This is a genomic window from Georgenia sp. EYE_87, from assembly GCF_023148685.1.
GTDB lineage: Bacteria > Actinomycetota > Actinomycetes > Actinomycetales > Actinomycetaceae > Georgenia.
In genome coordinates, this window is the sequence record NZ_JAHXNL010000010.1 from 16659 (window position 1) to 31687 (window position 15029).

Annotated in this window: 13 protein-coding genes; 8 read left to right on the forward strand and 5 right to left on the reverse strand. The window is 71.8% G+C overall.

The genetic code is table 11. From position 1 onward, the window contains the following. Positions 1 to 132: 132 nt before the first annotated feature. Together KZX45_RS14395 and KZX45_RS14400 are read right to left on the reverse strand one after the other, a co-directional pair. The gene (locus KZX45_RS14395) at positions 133 to 1863 is read right to left on the reverse strand and encodes a LamG domain-containing protein (protein ID WP_248258444.1); all 1731 of its coding nucleotides are present in this window, start codon (positions 1861 to 1863) and stop codon (positions 133 to 135) included. A gap of 169 nt (positions 1864 to 2032) precedes the next feature. After that, positions 2033 to 2569 (reverse strand): GtrA family protein, encoded by a 537-nt coding sequence (locus KZX45_RS14400; RefSeq protein ID WP_248258445.1) that lies wholly within the window; start codon positions 2567 to 2569, stop codon positions 2033 to 2035. 34 nt (positions 2570 to 2603) lie between these two features. Between KZX45_RS14400 and KZX45_RS14405 the strand changes: the two genes are divergently transcribed. Beyond that, positions 2604 to 3821 carry a 5-(carboxyamino)imidazole ribonucleotide synthase gene (locus tag KZX45_RS14405; RefSeq protein ID WP_248258446.1) on the forward strand — a complete coding sequence of 406 codons (1218 nt, stop codon included), beginning with the start codon at positions 2604 to 2606 and terminating at the stop codon, positions 3819 to 3821. A 63-nt stretch (positions 3822 to 3884) separates the two neighbouring features. On the opposite strand, the gene KZX45_RS20355 is transcribed toward KZX45_RS14405, so the two are convergent. Continuing rightward, positions 3885 to 5747 (reverse strand): LTA synthase family protein, encoded by a 1863-nt coding sequence (locus KZX45_RS20355; protein WP_248258447.1) that lies wholly within the window; start codon positions 5745 to 5747, stop codon positions 3885 to 3887. Positions 5748 to 6068: 321 nt separating this feature from the next. Between KZX45_RS20355 and purE the strand changes: the two genes are divergently transcribed. From purE to KZX45_RS14435, 5 genes are all read left to right on the forward strand, one after another. Beyond that, positions 6069 to 6596, forward strand: coding sequence for a 5-(carboxyamino)imidazole ribonucleotide mutase (purE, locus tag KZX45_RS14415; RefSeq protein WP_248258448.1), 528 nt, complete (start codon positions 6069 to 6071; stop codon positions 6594 to 6596). A 37-nt stretch (positions 6597 to 6633) separates the two neighbouring features. Next, positions 6634 to 7617, forward strand: coding sequence for a UDP-glucose 4-epimerase GalE (galE, locus tag KZX45_RS14420; protein WP_248258449.1), 984 nt, complete (start codon positions 6634 to 6636; stop codon positions 7615 to 7617). A 120-nt stretch (positions 7618 to 7737) separates the two neighbouring features. Next, on the forward strand, positions 7738 to 8232 hold the full coding sequence (locus tag KZX45_RS14425; protein WP_248258450.1) for a carbonic anhydrase: 495 nt from the start codon (positions 7738 to 7740) through the stop codon (positions 8230 to 8232). 368 nt (positions 8233 to 8600) lie between these two features. Further along, on the forward strand, positions 8601 to 8939 hold the full coding sequence (locus tag KZX45_RS14430) for a WhiB family transcriptional regulator (protein WP_374112595.1): 339 nt from the start codon (positions 8601 to 8603) through the stop codon (positions 8937 to 8939). A 111-nt stretch (positions 8940 to 9050) separates the two neighbouring features. Beyond that, positions 9051 to 10241 (forward strand): acyltransferase, encoded by a 1191-nt coding sequence (locus KZX45_RS14435; protein ID WP_248258452.1) that lies wholly within the window; start codon positions 9051 to 9053, stop codon positions 10239 to 10241. A 15-nt stretch (positions 10242 to 10256) separates the two neighbouring features. Here the strand turns inward: KZX45_RS14435 and KZX45_RS14440 are convergent, their stop codons facing one another. After that, positions 10257 to 10673 carry a CoA-binding protein gene (locus KZX45_RS14440; protein ID WP_248258453.1) on the reverse strand — a complete coding sequence of 139 codons (417 nt, stop codon included), beginning with the start codon at positions 10671 to 10673 and terminating at the stop codon, positions 10257 to 10259. Positions 10674 to 10739: 66 nt separating this feature from the next. Between KZX45_RS14440 and KZX45_RS14445 the strand changes: the two genes are divergently transcribed. Further along, positions 10740 to 12722, forward strand: coding sequence for a DUF6541 family protein (locus KZX45_RS14445; protein WP_248258454.1), 1983 nt, complete (start codon positions 10740 to 10742; stop codon positions 12720 to 12722). A 127-nt stretch (positions 12723 to 12849) separates the two neighbouring features. Then, on the forward strand, positions 12850 to 13653 hold the full coding sequence (locus tag KZX45_RS14450) for a CAP domain-containing protein (RefSeq protein WP_248258455.1): 804 nt from the start codon (positions 12850 to 12852) through the stop codon (positions 13651 to 13653). 30 nt (positions 13654 to 13683) lie between these two features. Here KZX45_RS14450 and KZX45_RS14455 read toward each other — a convergent pair whose 3' ends face one another. After that, entirely contained in the window at positions 13684 to 14952 is a 1269-nt protein-coding gene (locus KZX45_RS14455; protein WP_248258456.1) for an LCP family protein, read from the reverse strand. Between the last annotated feature and the right edge of the window lie 77 nt (positions 14953 to 15029).

Sequence of the window (15029 nt, forward strand, 5' to 3'; positions counted from 1 at the left end):
AACCGGGTCACGGCGTCGGACTTTTTCGGAGGGTGATTTCCGGGCGACGAAGGAGGTCACCCTTGTGGGAGGACAGAAGGGGACCCGCACCCCATGGGTGCGGGTCCCGGCCCTGCTGCGAAGCGCCGCTCCTTACGGAACTCGACGGACGCCGAGGGTGTCGGTTCCGTTGCCGTCCCAGTCGCCGACGTAGACCTCGTCGTCGACTCGGCCGAAGCTCTGGACGAGATCGGCTGCGCCACCCGAGATGGAGTTCTTGACGTGGTAAACGTTCCCGCGTCGCACGGCGAAGGTGTCCCCGTTCTTGCCGTCCCAGTCACCGGCCAGGACCGTGTCGGTGGCCCTGCCGTACGCGATAACCCGGTCAGCGACGCCGCCAGAGACCGAGTTCTTGACGTAGTAGGTGTTCCCGCGACGGACGGCGAGCGTGTCCTTGCTGTCGCCGTCCCAGTCGCCGACCACGACGTCATCGCCGGCCTTGCCGTAGTGCACCACCTGGTCGGCAGGCCCACCGGAGATGGTGTTCTTGATGTGATAGGCGTTGCCGCGCCGAACCGCGAAGGTGTCGACGCCATCTCCGTCCCAGTCTCCGACCAGCACCACGTCGCCGGTCTTGCCGTAGGCGATGACCTTCTCGGCCTGTCCGCCACGCTGTGCGTTGCTCACGTAGAACATGTTGCCCCGGCGCACGGTAATCGTGTCTCCGCCCTTTCCGTCCCAGTCACCCATCAGAACCTCGTCGGTGAACTTGCCGTAGACGAACACGTGGTTCGCCTTGGACGACCAGGAGTCGTTGAGGAAGAACCCGTACCGCTGCTCGGTCGGCGTTCCCGGACCGGGGGCGGACGGTCCCGTCGAGGTCGAGAAGGTGTGCGTCCAGGTGGTCTTCGCGCCGGCGGCGAAGGTGTAGCCGTCCAGCGCCCGGGCGGTGACCGTGACGGTGCCGCTGCCCTCATGGGTGCCTGCAGCCTTCACAGCTCCGCTGACGAGGTACTCCACGCCGGTCCTCGTGGGGATGGTGTACGTGTCGGACCCGGTGCCGGCGCGGTCGTCGAAGGTCACATCCGCCGGCGCCACCTCCACGTCCTCCTCGACAGGCTCGAAGGCCGGGTCAGCGTTCATGAGCTCGGTGATCTCGGCGGGCGTGAGCGCCCGGTCGTAGATGTGCACCGAGTCGACCGCGCCATTGAACGGTGTTGAGCCGCTGGAGTCAGACTGGGCGCCGATGGTCAGGGGAAGGTCGTTGGTCGCGACCTCTGCAGGGCCCGTGATCGACGGTCTCGCGTTTCCGTTGACGTACAGCGTCATGCTGGTTCCGTCATAGACACCGACCAGGTGGTTCCATTGCCCTGGCGTGACAGCGGTCACAGCGCCGGGCGTCGCGGACGAGTCGACCCGGAACGTGTTCTGGTTGGTCTGCTGGTTGAGCCGGAAGAACGCGACATCGTTGTTCGACAACGACAGCTCATAGCCACCAGTGACGCCTTGCACCGCCTTCTTGACGATCGACTCCGTGGCAAACGCATCGGGATTCACCCAAGCAGCCACAGACATCGGACCGGTGAGGTCAAGCTCGGGGGAGTCGGGGATCGTGACGCGGCCGCCGGTGAAGTCCAGTGCGCCGCTGCCACGGTGACCAGGGATCCGGGCGACCGACCCCTGGATGGTGCCGTCGTTGTCGCCGACCGAGTCGACGACGGCGGACCCGGAGCCTTCGTCCATCCGCCAGCCTCCGACGAGGCCCTCGTCGGTCGCTGCAGCGGCCCCTGAAACTGGTAGCACCACGATGGTGGCGCCGAGTGCCATGGCCGCCAGCGCTGGCAGCGCTCTTCGCGACCGGTGAGTCAACAACGTCTCTGACATGGTTCTCTCCGCCAAGTTGGTCTCTGCCACGGGCCGCCGCCGGTTGGCCACGGAGTGTGACTTGGCTCACCTTTGAGCCGTGCGGGGAGTCTTGCAGAGGGCCTGCGATTGCGAAGTCGATTGACGGAAACGAAATCAGGATGTTTGCGTCGTCCTGCGAAGCCGCAGGTCAGTGCCTCGAGGTGAAGACCAGATACCGGTAGCACAGGTACCGGAAGGCTGTTCCGAGCACCAGGCCGACGCCGTTGGCCGCGATGTTGTCCGCCAGCGGGGACGTGAGACCGAGGGCGTAGTGGCTCACCGCGAGGCTCCCCACCGCGATCGCCATGCCGCCGAGGTTGACCAGCGCGAACATCGTGAGCTCGCGCACCTGGGACTCACGCCGGCTGCCGGCGAAGGTCCAGTACCGGTTGCCCAGCCAGGCCACGAGCACCGAGACCGTCACCGAGATCACCTTGGCCGTGAGTGGTTTCTCGCCCAGCACCTCGCCGGGGCCGAAGCGCAGGAGGTTGAACAGGCCGACGTCGACGATGAACGCCGTGCCGCCGACGGCGCAGAAGCGCACGATCTCGAGCAGCCAGGCGCCGAGGGTCTGGCCGCGCAGGAAGCGCAGCACGAGGCCCGGCGCGGGCGCGGGTGCGGCAGGACCGGTCGGGACGCCAGGGGCGGCTGCCTCCGTGGCGTTCTCGATGCTGGACCGCGTCACCGGTCCAGCGTATCCGCGGTTAGGCTCGACGATCGTGGAAGCACCGGTCGTGGCAGTCGTGGGTGGGGGCCAGCTGGCCCGGATGATGCAGCAGCAGGCGATCGCGCTGGGCGTGCACCTTCGGGTTCTCGTCGAGTCGCCCACCGTCGCCACCGCCCAGGTGGTGCCGGATGCCCCGGTCGGGGCGGCCTCTGACGCCGCGGCGATCCGCTCGCTCGTCGACGGCGCCCACGTGCTCACCTTCGAGCACGAGCACGTCCCGAACGAGCTGCTCCGGGAGCTCGAGGCCGACGGCGTGCCCGTCCGCCCCGGGCCCGACGCCCTGGTCCACGCCCAGGACAAGATCGTCATGCGCACCCGCCTGACCGACGTCGGCGCGCCGTGCCCGGCGTGGGCGCCGGTCCGGACCGAGGCCGAGCTGGCCGCGTTCGGCGACGCCACCGGCTGGCCCGTCGTCGTCAAGACGGCCCGCGGCGGCTACGACGGCAAGGGCGTGCGGGTGGTCCGCTCCGCGGCCGAGGCCGCCGACTGGCTCGAGGCCCTCGACCCCGGCGACGCCCTGCTCGCCGAGGAGAAGGTGCCCTTCACCCGCGAGCTCGCCGTGCTCGTCGCCCGGCGCCCCACCGGCGGGCCCGACGGCGCCGGCGAGGTGCGGTCCTGGCCCGTCGTCGAGACGGTCCAGCAGGACGGCGTCTGCTTCGAGGTCCTCGCCCCGGCTCCGGACCTGGACCCGGCGACGGCGGCCCGGGCGCGAGAGATCGGCGAGCGCATCGCCACCGGGCTCGGCGTCACGGGCGTCCTCGCCGTCGAGATGTTCGAGGTTCACCACGACGACGGCACCTCCCGCCTCGTGGTCAACGAGCTCGCGATGCGCCCGCACAACTCTGGCCACTGGACCATCGACGGCGCCGTGACCAGCCAGTTCGAGCAGCATCTGCGCGCCGTCCTCGACTGGCCGCTCGGCGGCGCGGACGCCAGTGCCGACCACTCCGTGATGGTGAATCTCCTCGGGTCGGCGCTGGAGGACCCGCGCGCCGCATACCCCGAGCTCATGGCCCGCTACCCCCAGGCCAAGGTGCATCTGTACGGCAAGGAGGTGCGGCCCGGACGCAAGCTCGGGCACGTCACCGTCACCGGGCCCGACCTCGCCGAGGCGCGGCGCGTGGCCCACGCCGCCGTCGCCCTGCTGCGCGGGGACGACGTCGAGGTCGAGGCGATCACCGAGGACGACGCCGACCACGTCGACCGGTAGACGCGGACAGCCGCCGTGCGCTGCCGATCTCACGTCGGCGCGTGAGGTCTCGTGGGTGATCGGTCAGTCGACCGGGGGGACGTCGAACAGGGCCGCCTCGGCGTAGCGGCGGCCGACGGCGAGGTCGTACTGAACCATCTGGTAGTCCTCGAGGAGCTCGAGCGCCCGCGGCGGGAGGTCCGCCGCCGCAATCTGCTGCCCGTCCGGGCCGAGCGTCAGAGTCCGTTCCACGGCCGAGACCTCATTCTCCAGCTCGGCGAGAAGGGCGTTGAACGGGGTGATGGGCGCATCGGCCGCCGCAAGCATCTGATTGACGAGAAAGTTCGGACCGAGGGTGGGTGCGGTGTCGAGCTTCCGGGTGGGGAAGTTCGCCCACACTACGTAGGGCGTCTCGAACAAGGTCTGCTCCGGGACGGCGGCTTTGACGGACTCCGGCCAGAGCGAGGCCAGGTGGTCACCGTACAAAAGCACGATGGTACGTTCGTCCATCTGCTCGAGGTCGGAGACGAGCTGCTCGATCGCTTGGTCGCTGTGGCGGAGCCCCCGCAGGTACTGCCCGATCTCGGCTCTCTCTGCGTCGCTCATCTCTCCCTCCACCGCGACGGGATCCGAGTACAGGCCGGAGTAAGGACGGTGGTTCTGCATCGTGACCACGTTGACGAGCATCGGCTCACCGGCCGCCCTGAGCTCGGCGACGACCTCGTCGTAGGTCGCGGCGTCCGAGACCTGACCCCGGTCCGAGATCCGGCCGGTGTGCTTCATGTCGTCCCGGAACTTGCTGCGGTCGAATCCGAGCGCCGGATATACCGCGTCTCGCCGGTAGAAGGTGCTCACGAACGGATGGACCGAAAGCGTCTGCCTACCATCGCCGAGACTCCTCACGAAAGAGGGGAAGGTGGCGTGGTGCGGGAGCAGCGTCTGGAACGGCGTGTGCAGCTGAGGGCGGAAGTTGGTCTGCGCCATCCCGGTGAGCACCTCGAACTCGACGTTGGCGGTCCCGCCGCCGTAACCCGAAGCGACCGTGGAGCCGGACGTGTTGTTCTCCATGAGGGAGCGGGTGAACGGAATGGGGTCCTCTGACATGCGGATGGGCAGGCGCGACGGATCAGCGAACGTTTCATTCAGGACGATGACGACGTTCGTGTCCCTCAGAGCGTCGGGATTCCGCCCTGCGTTGATAGCCGACGCCAGCTCCCCGTACCTGTCGGCAATCTCGTCCATCGTCTTCTCGTCGTAGCCGGCGGGCCGCTGCATCGGGGAGGCGGGGAGGTTGTACAGGGTGCCTGCAAGAAATCCGTTCGTCGCATAGTTCCTCGGCTGGTCCCAGTGGAGCCACACAGGATCCGTCCGTTCGTAAACCTCACGCAGCGCGTTGCCGGGCTCGTTGAAGCCTGCGGCGACAACGAGTGCACCGACCGCGAGAACTGCTGTTGTCGCCCGAGCCACGTACGAGGGTAGTCGGCCCGGGAGCCGTCTTCGCGTCACGCTTCGAAGTCGGCGGAGGAGGCTCACTGCAACGCCGCCGACCAGAAGAGCACCGACCACGATCGCGACCTCCTGGTCTACCCCCGCGCTGTCCAGGAGCAGTCCCAGGTCGCGCAGGTACGAGACGTCGGTGGGGTAGACCGGCTCGTCGCGCAGCCGCATCTTCGAGACGTCGGCGAAAGCGATGACCACACCGGCCGCCAGGCTCAGCGCTCCGGTGACGAGGAACCGGCCGGTGACCCCCTGCACCAGTGCGACCACGGCCCACACCACGAGGCAGTTCAGTGCCAGACGACCAATGGGCAATGCGTTTACGTGCCCGAACGGGTCGCCCGATGCGCCGGTGGCTGCGTGGGAGAGCTCAAGTCCGATCGTGAGCACCACTGCGGTCGCGAGGGTCAGTGCTGCAGCCGGAACGGCTCGTTCCAGCGAGTCGCGCACTCGGTGGATCCAACCGGTCACGCCGCGCCGGCGTCGAGGTCGACGATGCCGTACGGGCGGGGTGGTGTCCGCGGCGACGGAGGTGGTCTGGCGAGTTGCTGCGATGGTGCGCATGGGTGCCGTTCGTCTGCCGATGGGGCCGGCCGCGCCCCGGAGTCACGGGTGAACGCGGGCTGAACGGCAGATTACGACAGGCTGACAGTGGCTGCTGGTGGCATCTCAGCGGGTGCGCCGTCGGTGAACGGCTCGGCGCGTCCGGCGACGGTGCTGCCAGACTGACGCGCGGAGCCGGCGCGGGCCGGCGCGGGACGAGGAGGAACGATGGGCGCAGCGGTCGGGATCGTCATGGGCTCGGACTCCGACTGGCCGGTGATGAAGGACGCCGCGGACGTCCTCGCCGAGTTCGACGTCGAGACCGAGGTCGACGTCGTCTCCGCGCACCGCATGCCGGCCGAGATGATCGACTACGGGCGCGAGGCCGCCGGCCGCGGGCTCCGCGTCATCATCGCCGGAGCCGGGGGAGCGGCCCACCTGCCCGGGATGCTGGCGGCGGTCACCCCGCTGCCCGTGATCGGCGTGCCGGTGCCGCTGCAGTACCTCGACGGCATGGACTCCCTCCTCTCGATCGTCCAGATGCCCGCCGGCGTCCCGGTCGCGACCGTCTCCATCGGCGGGGCGCGCAACGCTGGCCTCCTGGCCGCCCGCATCCTCGCCTCCGGCGCGGACGACGACGCCGCCCGGCTGCGCGAGCAGATGGTGAGCTTCCAGGAGGGGCTGCGTCAAGTCGCGCAGGAGAAGGGGGCGCGCCTGCGCGCCCAGCGCTCGGGCCGGGTGGGCTTCGGGTCGTGACGCCGGGTGCGCTGAGGCAGCCCATAGGGTTACCGGCATGAGCACCCTCGTCATCGGCGGCGCCGGCTACATCGGCGCGCATGTGGTTCGTCTCCTGCTCCAGCGTGGCGAGGACGTCGTCGTCGTCGACGACCTGTCGACCGGGGCGGCGGAGCGGGTCGGCGAGGCGACGCTCGTCGAGCTCGACGTCGCCGGGCCCGACGCCCAGGAGAGCCTCGAGCTCGTCATGCGCGAGCGGGGCGTGACCTCCGTGATCCACTTCGCTGCGAAGAAGCAGGTGGGGGAGTCGGTGGCGCGTCCGACCTGGTACTACCGGCAGAACATCGGCGGCCTCGCCAACGTCCTCGGCGCCATGGAGGGGACCGGGGTGGCGAACATGATCTTCTCCTCCTCCGCCGCCGTGTACGGGATGCCGCCGGTGGAGGTCGTCACCGAGGGCACCGACTGCCGCCCCATCAACCCCTACGGCGAGACCAAGCTGGTCGGCGAGTGGATGCTGGCCGACTGCGAGCGCGCCTGGGGCCTGCGGTGGGCCGGGCTGCGGTACTTCAACGTCGCCGGTGCCGGCTGGCCGGAGCTGGGTGACCCCGCCGTCCTCAACCTCGTCCCCATGGTCCTCGACCGCCTGGCGAGGGGGGAGCGGCCGAAGATCTTCGGCGACGACTACCCCACGCCCGACGGCACGTGCATCCGGGACTACATCCACGTCCTCGACCTCGCCCACGCGCACCTGGCGGCGATGGACCACCTGCGCTCCGACGCCGAGCTGACCGAGCACGTCTTCAACGTCGGCACCGGGACCGGGGCGTCCGTGCGCCAGGTGATCGACGCCATCGGCGAGGTGTCCGGCCTCGACGTGACCGCCGAGGTCGAGCCCCGCCGCGCCGGGGACCCGCCCCAGCTCATCGCGGCGCCGGACCTCGTCCGCGACGTTCTGTCCTGGAAGGCCGAGCACGGCCTGGGCGACATCATCCGCAGCGCCTGGGAGGCCTGGCAGGCGGGTCCCCGCCGCATCGGCTGACAGGTCCACGATCCGGGACGGCCCCGAGCGGGCCGACGCCGTCGGAGGGCGGGCGTCAGCATGGTGACCTCGGCACACCCGCCGACCCGCACCCGGTGCGGAGAACGTCGAGGAGGACCCATGACCAGCGTCACCGACGAGCTGCTTCGCAACGCCGAGGCCTACGCCGCCACCTTCGAGAAGGGCCAGCTGCCCATGCCGCCCGCGCGCCAGGTGGCCGTGGTGGCCTGCATGGACGCGCGGCTCAACCCCTACGGTCTCCTCGGCCTGAAGGAGGGCGACGCCCACGTCATCCGCAACGCGGGAGGCGTGATCACCGAGGACGAGATCCGCTCGCTCACGATCAGCCAGCGGCTGCTCGGCACGCGCGAGATCGTCCTCATCCACCACACCGACTGCGGGATGCTCACCTTCACCGACGACGAGTTCAAGCAGCAGATCGAGGCGGACACCGGCCTGCGCCCCGCCTGGGCGGCGGAGTCCTTCCGGGATCCCGCGCAGGACGTACGGCAGTCGATCGGGCGGATCGCCGCCAGCCCGTTCATCCCGCACAAGGACCACGTTCGTGGGTTCGTGTACTCGGTGGCCGACGGCACACTCACCGAGGTGAGGTGAGCCCGGGTCATCACTGACCCGGGTCGTCAATGACCCGGGTCACCCCCCGACCGGGTCACCCCAGGACCCGGGGCGCCCCTTGCCCGACCCGCCAACAGGCCCGGGCAGCCCCCGGTCTTCGGGCACCCGCCGCTCGCCGACCGCGCGGGCGAACACGTACACCCCCCGTGCAGCCCCCCTCACCCTCAGGGTGGGGCGTCCGATTTCACCCTCCCCTCGTCTTACCCACCCGGTTACGGGCGTCCGGTTCTCGGTGTGTGATGGATCACAAGTCGCCGGTCCGGGGGCCCTCGGTCACCCGCTCTCCCGGCGCACAGAACCTTCGTACTGACCGGCGCGTGAGCTGGTCCCGCATGAGGAGGACGCGCGTGATCGATGACCGGACGTGGGCGGGCTCGGCCGCCTGCGCGCAGACCTCGCCGGACACCCTCTTCGTGCGCGGCGCCGCACAGCGCACGGCGCGGGAGCTCTGCTTCTCGTGCCCGGTCCGCATGGCCTGCCTCGTGGAGGCGCTGTCCAGCGCCACCGAGTTCGGCGTGTGGGGCGGGATGACCGAGCGCGAACGGCGTGCCCTCCTCAAGCGGTACCCCGACGTGACGGACTGGGCGAGCTGGCTCGCCGAGCACGGCCACGAGGTGGAGACGCCCTCGATGGCGGCCTCCCGCCGGCGGGTCGCCGCCCTCGGTGCGGCGGCGCGCGCGAGCTGAGCCCGGCTCGTCACCCCGGGCGCCGGGGGCGACGGGGATCGCCCCCGCGTCGTGACCAGATCGTGACATTGGGGGTGCGAGGCACGGAGCGGCGACCTAGCGTGGAAGGCCATGGCCGCCACCCACGTCACGACAGCCACGCCGTCGGCTCCTCCTCCACGGCCCCTCGAGGGACCGGAGAACCGGGGGCCGTCGTCCGCCCGGCCGCGGCTCTACGCCATCGACGGTCTGCGGTTCCTGGCCGCTCTCGCCGTCGTCCTGTACCACTTCGCCGCGCGGTGGTCGCAGGTGTGGGGGGACGAGCCGGGGCACGTCTTCCCGGAGATCGGCCCCGTGCTGATCTACGGCGTGCTCGCGCCGGAGCTGTTCTTCGTCATCTCCGGCTTCGCGATCCTCATGACCGCGTGGGGGCGGGACGTCCCGCACGTCGTCGCCTCCCGCCTGGCGCGGCTGTACCCCTCGTACTGGATCGCGGTGATCGCCACGTCGGTCCTGCTCCTGTGGATCTGGCCGGCCGGCAAGGACATCAGCGTGGGCGAGGCGCTCGTGAACCTCACGATGTTCCAGGAGGCCTTCGGCGTCCGGCACGTCGACGGCGTGTACTGGACCTTGTGGACCGAGCTCCGGTTCTACGCGCTCATGGTGCTGTTCGTCGCCTGGGGGATCACCCGGCGCCGTCTGCTCTGGGTGAGCGCGCTGTGGCCCCTCGCCGCGCAGGTGGCGCACGAGCTCCAGGTGCCCGTGCTGCAGGAGGTCCTCGTCGAGCAGTACGCCCCCTTCTTCGCCGGCGGCATGCTCATCTACCTGATGCACCGCGAGGGCCAGTCGCGGACGGCCTGGCTGATCGTCGCCATGAACGCGGCGCTCGCGGTGCGCAACACCGTGCCGTGGCAGATGCACTCCGTGAGCACGAACACCGTCTTCACCCCGGACCCCTGGGTCCTGGGCACCCTGACCGCCGGGTGTTTCGCCCTCGTGGCGCTGCTGACGCTGACCCGGGTCCAGCGCCTGCGGTGGGCGTGGCTGCTGCCCGTCGGCGCCCTGACCTACCCGCTGTACCTCGTGCACGAGTTCTGGGGCTGGTGGCTGATCGACAACCTCGCCGCCCACGCCGACCGGTGGGTCGTCCTGGGGGCCGCTGTCGCCTTCTCCCTGGTCCTCGCGTGGCTCGTCCACCAGGCGGAGAAGCGGGTCGGGCCGCCGATGCGGCGGTGGATCGAGCGCAAGTTGCGCCGTCGTCCCGCGGCACCTGACCGGGCGAGGGCGGGCGAGCGGCGGGATCGCGTGCCCGCCCCGGCCTGACGGCGGCGCACCGGCTCAGATGCCGAGAGCCGGTGCCTCCATCGCCGGGCAGGTGTCCATGACGACGGCGAGGCCGGCCGCCGCGGCGCGCGCCGCGGCCGCCTCGTCGACCACGCCGAGCTGGAGCCACACCGCGCCGGCGCCGACGGCGATCGCCTGGTCCACGATGTCGCCGGCGAGCTCGGACCGCACGAAGACGTCGACGACGTCGATCCGGCCGGGCACGTCGGCGAGCGTGGCGTACCCCGTGGCGCCGTGGACCTCCTCCGCCCTCGGGTGGACCGGGGCGATCTCCATCCCGAGGTCGTCCCTCAGGTACCTCGCGATGCCGTAGGCGGTCCGGGTGGTGTTCCGGGACAGCCCGACCACCGCCCAGCGGCCGGGTGTGGTCAGGAGACGGCGGACGACGTCCGGGTCGTTCACGTGAGCCATGCCCCAAGCGAACCACGTCCGCTGATACGTTCCACCAGTGCACGACGCCGTCGGGACCAGGGTCCCGTGACCTGGGGCGAGACCGTCCCGCCCGGTCTGGCGCTGTGGGCGTCGCTGGTGCTGCCGGGCTGGGCGTCCCTGCGTCTCCTCGGGGTCCGCGGGCTCGTCGCCCTCGCCGCGGCACCGGCGGTGACCACCGCGCTCGCCGGCGTTCTCGGACTGCTGTACCCGGTCCTCGAGGTCCGGTGGACCCTGCCCTCCGCCGTCGTCGGTGTGGCGGCCGGCGTGCTGGTCGCCGCCGCGGCCGGGTTCCTCCTCGGCACCGCGGCCCGGCGGAGCACGGACGAGCGCCATGCGCTCTGGCTGCCCCCGCCGCTGCCGGAGCGCTCGGCGGGCCTGCTGAGCGGCTCCCTCGCGCTGGCGGTCGCGCTGGTGTGCGTCCCGATGGCGGTGGGAATGTCGTCGCCCGACTCGCCGGCGCAGGCCTGGGACGCGGTGTTCCACCTCAACGCGATCGGGTCGGTCCGCAGCACCGGGAACGCCTCCACCCTCGGTGGTCTCGCGGAGCTGTACGGCGGCCGGGCGGTGTACTACCCCGCGGTGTGGCACGCGATCGTGGCGGTCGCGCCCGGGTTCACCTCGGTGCCCGCCGCCGCCAGCACCGCCGCACTGGTGGTCGGCGGGCCCGTCTGGCTGGTCGGTGTCGCCGCGTTCACCCGCGCGGTGCTGCCGGAGCGGGCGCTGCCCGCGCTGGTCGCCCCCGTCCTGGCCGCCACCTTCGTCGCCTTCCCGGTCGTGGTGCTCACCGTCCTCGCCCAGGAGCCGATGGGCCTGAGCCTCGCGCTCCTGCCCGGGGTTCTCGCGCTGCTCGTCGTGGCACTGAGAACCCGCTGGTTCTGGCCGGCGAAGGTCTCAGCGGCCCTCGCCCTCGCCCCGGCCGCGGCGGGCGTCGCGCTGGCGCACGGCTCGGGGGTGTTCTCGCTGCTCGTGCTCGGCGGGCTCCCGAGCGTGGTGATCCTCGTCCGGCAGGCACGCCAGGGCTGGGCCGCGGGGCGGCCGCGGGCCGTGCTGGCCGGCGTCGCGGTCGCCCTCGTCGTCACGGCGACCACCGTCACCCTGCTCGTCACCTTCCCGGCCTTCCTCGCGACCCTGTCCTACGAGCGCGCGGGTGCCGGGAGCTACCTGCCGGTCCTGGCCAGGCTCGTCACGGACACCCCGCAGGTCTACTGGTACGGGAAGGGTGCGGGGAATCTCGTGGTGAGTGCCCTCGCGATTATCGGGGCGGCCATGAGCGTTCGCGAGCAACGGCACCGGCACCTGGTGGCCGTCCTCGTCGTCGCCGCGGCCCTGGTCCTGCTCGCAGCCGGCCCGCCCGAGAACCCGCTGCGCGTGCTCACCGGGTTCTGGTACACGCAGGCGGCGCGCATCGCACCCCTCGTGGTCATCCCCGCGGTCGTGCTCGCGGCGGGCGCTCTCGCCGCGCTCGCCGAACGGCTCGACGCCGGCCTCCACGCCCGGGCGCGCGCGGTCCCGCCCTGGGCGGTGCCGGTCTCGCTGCTCCTCGTCGTCGTCATGCTCACCGCCGGGGCCCGGTGGGACCTGAAGGTGCGGATCACCGCCTCCGTGCACGATCCCGGTGCGATCGCCTGGGGCACCATGCTCGTCGACGACGAGCTCGCCATGATCGAGCGCCTGCCGGAGCGCCTGCCCGAGGGCGCAGTCGTCCTCGGTGATCCGTTCAACGGCTCGGCCTACCTGCCCGCGCTCGCGGGCGTCGACGTCGTCTTCCCGCAGCTCGGCCCCCTGGGCGGCGAGGACCGTCGTCTGCTCGAGACGTCCTTCCGCGAGCTGCGCGACGACCCCGCCGTGTGCCGCGCGGTGGACGCCCTGGGCGTCACGCACGTCTACACGGACACCGCCGGCGCGGAGGACGGCGCCAAGGTGTCCGACCGCACCTCCGGTCTGCGGGAGGTCGACACCTCCGCCGGGTTCACGCTCGTCGACCGCGGGGGCACCGCGAGCGTGTGGCGGCTGACGGCCTGCTCGTAGGCACGGCCGCCCGCGTTATCGGACTGTGATCTTTGCCTCTGAGCGTCCGGTGGGCTTTATCGGACCGGGCCGGCCTCCCTAGCCTCGACGGCGGTCCGGTACACCGACGCGAGGAGCAGACGGGCACATGATCAAGCGAGCGGCTCTGGCCGCGGCAGGGCTGGCCGTAGGGATCGGGTTGGCCGCCGGCGTGTCCCAGGCCGCGATCGGGCCCGTCTCCCAGCTCACCACCGCCCACGTCTCCACGGCGGAGCAGGCGCCGAAGCCCAAGGAGGCGCTGGCCACCGCCACGCCCGCACCCCGGCCGGAGCCGACCGCCGCGACGCCTCAGGCCCCCGAGGAGCCCCCCGAGGAGCCGACCGAGGTCCCGGTCGCCGGCGAGGCGACCGGCGAGGCACCCGTCGAGCCCGAGGCCCCGGTGGAGGAGCCCGCCGCGGCCCCCGAGCCGGAGGCGCCGACCGAGGATACCGACGCCCCGGCTCCCGCTCCTGAGCCTGTGCCCGCCCCGGCGCCGGAGGCGCCGGACTCCGGCTCGTCCGCCACCGACCAGGGCTTCGACCAGCGCATGGTCGCCCTCATCAACGCCGAGCGTCAGGCGGCCGGCGTGGCGCCGCTGCAGTACCAGGCCGGGCTGCGTGCGGGTGCGCTGGCGCACTCGAGCTGGATGGACGACAACGACTTCCAGCACGCCTCCGACGCCACGATGGACGCCGACACCGCGGTAGCGGGCTGCTCGGGCGGCTGGGCCGAGAACATCTACTGGGCGTCGGACACCGGGACGTCGCCCGAGGCGGCGATGAGCGCCTACATGGACTCGCCCGGGCACCGGGAGAACATCGTGCACCCAGACCTGCGCCACGTCGCGACCGGCACGGTCATGACCGACGGCGGGCTGTTCAACACGCAGCGGTTCAGCTTCGGCTGCGCCTGACGGTCGGTCGGCGCCCCCGCACGACGAGCGCTACCCGGGCGTCCGCACGTCCGACGGCGTCAGCTCGCCGTCCCGCAGACGCTGGAAGAACTGCGGGGCGAGGTCCTCGTCGAGGAGCACGGTCGACCCGATCGTGCCCGGTCGGTAGTCGAAGTCCGCGATCGGTGGCGCGCCCGTCACGCCGTCGGGGCCGGTGGCGTTGCGGAATGCCAGGGCCATGCGCCCGAGGTCGACGATGCCCGTGTCCGTGTCGGTGACCAGAGCCCCGGTGCCGGCCTCGACGAGCTGGACGTGGTCGACCGGGTTGACGAGGGTGGCGGGCGCGGCGACCTCCCTCATCACCGCCCCGATCACCTGGCGCTGACGGTCCGCACGGCCGATGTCGCCGTTGGGGTCCGCGTAGCGCATCCGGGCGAACGCCAGGGCGGTGGGGCCGTCGGCGACCCGGCAGCCGGCCGTCCACCGCAGCCCGGAGAGCTCGTCGTCGACGTCGTAGTCCAGGCACAGCTCCACGCCGCCCACCGCGTCGACAACCTCCTGGACCCCGCCCATCCCGATCTCGACGTAGTGGTCGACGGTCAGGCCGGTCAGCTGCTCCACCGTCTCCGCGAGCAGCGGCGGGCCACCCAGGGAGTAGGAGGTGTTGAGCTTCTCCGGGCCGTACCCGGGGATCTCGACGAGGGTGTCGCGCGGGAGCGAGACGAGGGCCGTCGGGCCGGAGTCCGGCACGTGCATCACCATGATGGTGTCGGAGCGCTGGCCCTCGGTCGCGTCCGCCACCGCGCCGTCGGCGCGGGAGTCGGAACCGGCGAGGAGGTAGGTCGTCCCCGCGGTGCCCGGAGCGCCGGTGAGCGCGTCGACGTGCTGGATCTTGCCGTTCGCCCAGATCAGCAGGCCGATCGGCCAGGCCAGCAGCACCACGAGCAGCACGCCGAGCAGCACCAGGCCCGGGCGGCGCCGCCTGCGCCGGCCCGTCGCGCTCGGGGCGGGCGGCGCCGGAGCCCGGACTGGGCGCCGGGGCGGCGCCGCCGTCGTCCCGGCGGAGGAGGGTTGCGCACCGCGCGGCGAGTACGAGGGCGGCGCGGCGTCGGGCGTGCGGCCGCGGCCGGCGGGGCGCTGAGCCGGTCGCGGCGCGGCCTCGGACGAACCGCGGGCCGGGCGTGCGTGCCGACGCGGATGGGCGGGCTGCGACGTCGGCTCGCGCGGACCGACCGGACGGGCGGTGCGCGGGTCCGGGCGGCTGCCGCCCGAGACGGGGCGGAAGCTGGGGGGCAGTTTCGCCCGCTCGTCCTCGCTCATGCCCCTCCACGTCTCGCTGGTCCCGGCCCCGCGCCGGCAGGGCGCCGTTCGTGCGCACGCCAGGGTAGCCCCGACAC

Coding starts and splice junctions, on each gene's coding strand:
- KZX45_RS14395 (WP_248258444.1), bottom strand. CDS start 1,863: ATGTCAGAGACGTTGTTGACTCACCGGTCGCGAAGAGCGCTGCCAGCG.
- purE (WP_248258448.1), top strand. CDS start 6,069: ATGGGCGCAGCGGTCGGGATCGTCATGGGCTCGGACTCCGACTGGCCG.
- galE (WP_248258449.1), top strand. CDS start 6,634: ATGAGCACCCTCGTCATCGGCGGCGCCGGCTACATCGGCGCGCATGTG.
- KZX45_RS14425 (WP_248258450.1), top strand. CDS start 7,738: ATGACCAGCGTCACCGACGAGCTGCTTCGCAACGCCGAGGCCTACGCC.
- KZX45_RS14435 (WP_248258452.1), top strand. CDS start 9,051: ATGGCCGCCACCCACGTCACGACAGCCACGCCGTCGGCTCCTCCTCCA.
- KZX45_RS14440 (WP_248258453.1), bottom strand. CDS start 10,673: ATGGCTCACGTGAACGACCCGGACGTCGTCCGCCGTCTCCTGACCACA.
- KZX45_RS14450 (WP_248258455.1), top strand. CDS start 12,850: ATGATCAAGCGAGCGGCTCTGGCCGCGGCAGGGCTGGCCGTAGGGATC.
- KZX45_RS14455 (WP_248258456.1), bottom strand. CDS start 14,952: ATGAGCGAGGACGAGCGGGCGAAACTGCCCCCCAGCTTCCGCCCCGTC.